Origin of the sequence: Finegoldia magna (assembly GCF_018371055.1) — a bacterium.
Lineage (GTDB): Bacteria > Bacillota > Clostridia > Tissierellales > Peptoniphilaceae > Finegoldia > Finegoldia magna_I.
This window is the reverse complement of sequence record NZ_JAGYZD010000128.1, coordinates 1-4,995: the sequence shown is the minus strand read 5'-3', so window position 1 is coordinate 4,995 and position 4,995 is coordinate 1. Positions and strand designations below refer to the sequence as shown.

Here is a 4,995-nt window from a genome sequence, read left to right as displayed (position 1 = left end):
TTGATTTCTTGTGCTACTACTGAATCTAATTGATCTTTTTGTACTAACAAGATTGGTGCTTTTAATGCTTTTGATAATGCTGATGCTGATAAGCTGTCTGCGAATTTTTCGTAGTTTGCTATGATTACTGTATCGGCTGATTCGTAGTATTTCTTGGATACTTCTACTGCTGTTTGTATTCTATTAGCTCCTGCAACTCTTTCTGTTTTGATTTCTTTTTCGTCTGGAGTTGTAGTATTTTCCTTAACCTTAGCTACTTCATCTTTGATTTGTTTTGCTAATGTGTCAACTTCTTCTTGAGTTGCATCTTCTTTCTTAGCTAAATCTTCAGCTTTTTTGATTAAATCTTGTAATGCTTTTTCTTGTTGTTCGTTAAGTTTATTTTCTTCTTTCTTATTCAACAATTCTTCTGCATTTGATTTTTGATTTTGAAGTTCTTTAATATCAGCTTTTTCAACTTCTTTTTCTTTGATATTTGCTAATGAATCTTTGATTTGTTTTGCTAATGTGTCAACTTCTTCTTGAGTTGCATCTTCTTTCTTAGTCAAATCTTCAGCTTTTTTGATCAAATCTTGTAATGCTTTTTCTTGTTGTTCGTCAAGAACGTATTTATCTTTCTTCTTCAACAATTCTTGTGCATCTTCTTTTTGACCGATAAGTTGAGTTTTATCAACTTTCTTAACTTCTTTTTCTTTGATATTAGCTAATGATTCTTTTAATTTATTATTAATTTCATCAACCTTATCTTGTGGTTGTTGTTCATTAATAACAGTTTTTGCTTCTTCAATTAATTTGTTAAGTTCAGCTATTTGCTCATCAGTTACTTCGTATTTTTCAGAAACTTCTACAATTGATTTTGCTTTAAGAATATTGTCTAATAAATCTTTTGTATCAACTGGATCTACTGCGTTAGGATCTTTTCTGTTGATTACAACGTCTTCGATTTTTTCATTTCCTGCATCGTCAGATGCTTTGATTTGGAATTTGTTTTCGCCAACTTCCAATGGAACTTCTACTTCGAATTCTCCGTTAACGCCTTTTTCAAGTTCGAAGTTATCCCAAGTCTTGTCAACTCTTGAAAGTATATTTCCGTCAAGATACATTTCCAAATAAGTCATGTTTTCATGACCTTTTACTTTTATCTTAGCCATTGGAGCTTTTTCATCTTTGTGTTCTACAGTGTACTCAACTGTTGGAGCAACGTAGTCTTTTCTGATTCTTCTGATGATAGTATCTTCGATGCTATCTCCTCTGACATTTAATCCTTCAGCTTTGATTTGCAATTCGTAAACATATCCATCTTCTAATTTAGAGATGTCTAATTCGTGATCGAATGAGTAATTGCTATCTCCTTCTTTGTTGAATTTGATTTCTTGATCTTCTGTTCCTTCAACCTTCTTACCATCTTTAGTGATAGTTAATGTTAACTTATCTAATTGATCCACTTTTGTAACATTACCTTTTACGTGAATCTTCTTGTAAGCTTCAGGATTTTTTTCGTCTTTGTATTTACCAAATTCTTGGTAATAGTCTGGACTTTGAACAGTGATTACAGGTAAGTTGTAAACTGTCATATCTTTTGGTTGTTCTGGTTGTTCTGGTTGTTCTGGTTTTTCTTCACCTTTTACAATAACTGGAATCCAGTAATATGTTTCCATATCGCCAATCTTAACAGAAACTCTAATTCCAAATTCACCAGGATTTTCTGTATTTTCAAAATTCTTGTCTAATATTTTAACTTCAGCATCTTTTGGTAATCCTTCGATGTGCTTTTTGATTTCATCTAATCCTGGAATTTGATCTTTTACTTTCAATTCTATAGGTTTGATTTTGATGTTAGAAGTTATGCCTGTGTCAATCTTATTACCACTAACATTTCTTGCATTATCCCAAGCGTAAATGCTTAAGTTAGCCAAGTCAAATCCATCAGCTATTTTGAATGTATAAGAGTAATCTCTTACTATTCCAATATCATCGTATCTATGATCTTTTCTAACTTGTTGTTCATACCATTGACCAGTTGTAGTGTTTTCATATCCTACGCTAAATACACCTGCTAAGTTATCTTTTGCAATTACAGTTATTTCTCTTTTTTCTTTGTTGTATTTGTAAGTTAATGTTGGTGCTGTGTTATCTAATACTAAATTGTATTGATATTTTTGTTCCTTAGCATCCTTGTAGTCTACATGACCTGTGATTTGGTAAATGTAATTTCCTTCTTCAACAGGTTTTCCTTTTGAGTCTTTAAAATCCCAAGCTGCTCCACCAGGAACGTATTCGAATTTGTATTTACCATTGTCTTTGTACAATCCATTAACTTTTAGAAGGATTGGGTCGATGAATAAATTTCTCAATGTTTTACCATCTTTATCTAAGATGTCGTATTTTACATCAAGAGCGTTTCTCATGATTGAGATTACTGGAGAAACTTCTGCATTCATTCCTTCTTGTTTGTTGGAGTTTACGAAGACTGTTGGTTTGCCATCAACATTCCAAGCATTCCAGTAATTCCATCCACCTTTTTCTTGTCTTCTCATAAATCCTGATTTATCTACTCCACCATCTGGATATACTATTGACTTGTAGTTTACTTCATTGCTAAAATCTGGCATGTTGTCGATGAATTGTGGTTGTGACCAATCGCCCTTAAATCCAGTGTAAGGAACTGAAAGTGTAGGATTAGTGTCTGATTTGAACATTACATATCCTTGTGCGAATTGATTCTTGTCAATTCCTTTTGTAGATATCGTTGCAGTGTAAGTTTCTTCACTGTTAGCTTTTACTGTAACTTGTGCTAATTCTTTTTCTTCTGCAACTGATGAATGTTCAGTGTATCTTCCATCTTTTACTTCATCTCTTAATGAGATGTATTTTGGTGTAAATGTGATGTCATTTTTAGAGTAGTTCTTTAATTTGAATGTAGCGTTGAATTGTTCTCCAACTTCGCCTAATTCTAATTTGCCGTCTTCTTTTGTATCTTTTCCACCAGTAGCTGTTACAGTTACGTGAGTTGTAGCTGCTTTTTCAAGGTCCACAAGTCCTGCACCTTGTTGTTTTGGTGTATACAATGAAGCGCCTTTTACTTCTGTGTCTTTTACAGGAGTGGCTGTGTTCATCATTACCAATACTGTCAAGTATTCTTGTTTTGGATCTGGTTTACCATCATCAGTTCTCTTCAACATATGGGCATCGTACAATCTTTGCATTACTAATGCACTTGCACCTGCAACTTGTGGAGTTGCCATTGATGTACCACTCATCATAGTGTACTTATCTTCGTTAATTGTTGAGTAGATTTGTCCACCAACACCAGCGATGTCTGGTTTTAATCTCAAATCAGGAGTAATTCCCCAAGATGAGAATTCACTCATTTGTCCACCCTTATCATTCTTAACAGATTTTACCGCAGTAATATTGATTTTTTGTTGTGCGTTATCTTTTAATAAATCAATTAGTTTTAATCCATCTTTGTTACTGATGAACACTGAAGGAAATTCCTTATTTTCCATTCCAGACATAAATGACAAGTTATTGCCTTCTGGAGAGTTGTAAATTACTATACCAGCTGCACCTTTTGTTTTTGCTAATTGAGCTTTATCATTAAAGGATCCTTCTCCTCTTTCCGCAAGGACGATTTTACCAGTTACATCTTGTCCATTGTATTGTTCTTCTGTATTTCCTAATCCAACATGAACGTATTCACGGTATTCTGTAGTTGTATCTTCGTCTGCACCTTCTGCAGTACCTGTTGAGATTGCAATGTCTGTTCCTTCAACTAAAACATTTCTTCCTCTAAGGTTTGTGTTTTCCATTGATGCTACTGCATATGATGGATCCGCAACTGCAGGGTGTCCTGTAGTACCAAAATCAGGGTTAATAGCTAAGTTAGTCTTACCATCTCCGCCCCAGTTTGTAACACGGTCATTACCCATTGCAACTGCACACACAACGCCTGCAGCTTTTGCTTTGTTGAATGCTTCGTTTGTAGGAGATATTCCATCTCTACTGTAACCTGAACCCATTCCCAAACTCATGTTCAATACGTCTGCACCAAGTTTGATGGAGTCGTCAATCGCTTTCAACCATACTTCTTCGTAAACTGTAGATACTAATGCATCGTTACTGAATACCTTCATCGCTAATAATTGTGCATTTGGTGCTACGCCCCTTACTCCTTCATTTTCTGCATCACCATTTGCAGCAACTATACCAGCTACGTGCATTCCGTGGTATCCACCGATTCCTGAGTCTCTGATTTCATCTGATTCATCAGCGTAGTTGTATCCATAAGGAACTTTTCTGTTATACCATTTACCTTTTAAGCCATTTTCTTTAATAACTTTGTTTACTTCGCCTTCGCTACTGTATTTTGATTTGATATCAGGAGATAGTTTCATATCCTTGTGAGATGGATCGACGCCAGTATCTATAATACTAATTAACATTCCTTGTCCTGAGAATTTGTATTGATCCCACAAAGTATTAGCCTTAATCATATTTGGAGCTGTTGCAAGGTTTGGAGTTGCTCCTCCTTTTGGTCTTTCAGCCTTCATTTGAGCTGTAACCTTCTTAACTCCTGGTTGTTTTCTCAACTTGTCGATGTCTTTTGCTTTTACCTTAGCTGAGAAACCTGTGATAACTGCAGAAAATTCTTCTTCCTTGTTTACTTTAACGTTTTCTTTCTTCAACTTAGTTTCGATGTTTTCTGAAGTTTTCTTTACTTCTGCTTCAGATGCCTTCACGGCTCTTGAGAATCTCGCGCTTTTTACGTTTGGTTCTTTTTGAATGGCAGCCTTGTCATTAGTTTCTACGATAACTTTGACTTCTTGGTCTGCCTTTACACCTTGTTCTTGAAGCTTAGCGTATGTAGTGCTATCTGTTTGATTAGTTGCAAATGTCGTTGCACTTGGTAATACCAATGAAAACAATAACACACCAGCTAAAAACTTTTTAGAATATGGTTTCATATTTCCCTCCTACTTTTTTATCCGCAAA

General features: G+C 34.9%; 1 protein-coding gene. It reads right to left on the bottom strand.

Annotated features, from left to right (window positions below; translation table 11 throughout):
- Positions 1-4,967, bottom strand: a 4,967-nt coding sequence (locus KHW44_RS06325) for a S8 family serine peptidase (RefSeq protein ID WP_304067339.1), incomplete at its 3' end; no start/stop codon positions are given.
- Positions 4,968-4,995 lie beyond the last annotated feature (28 nt).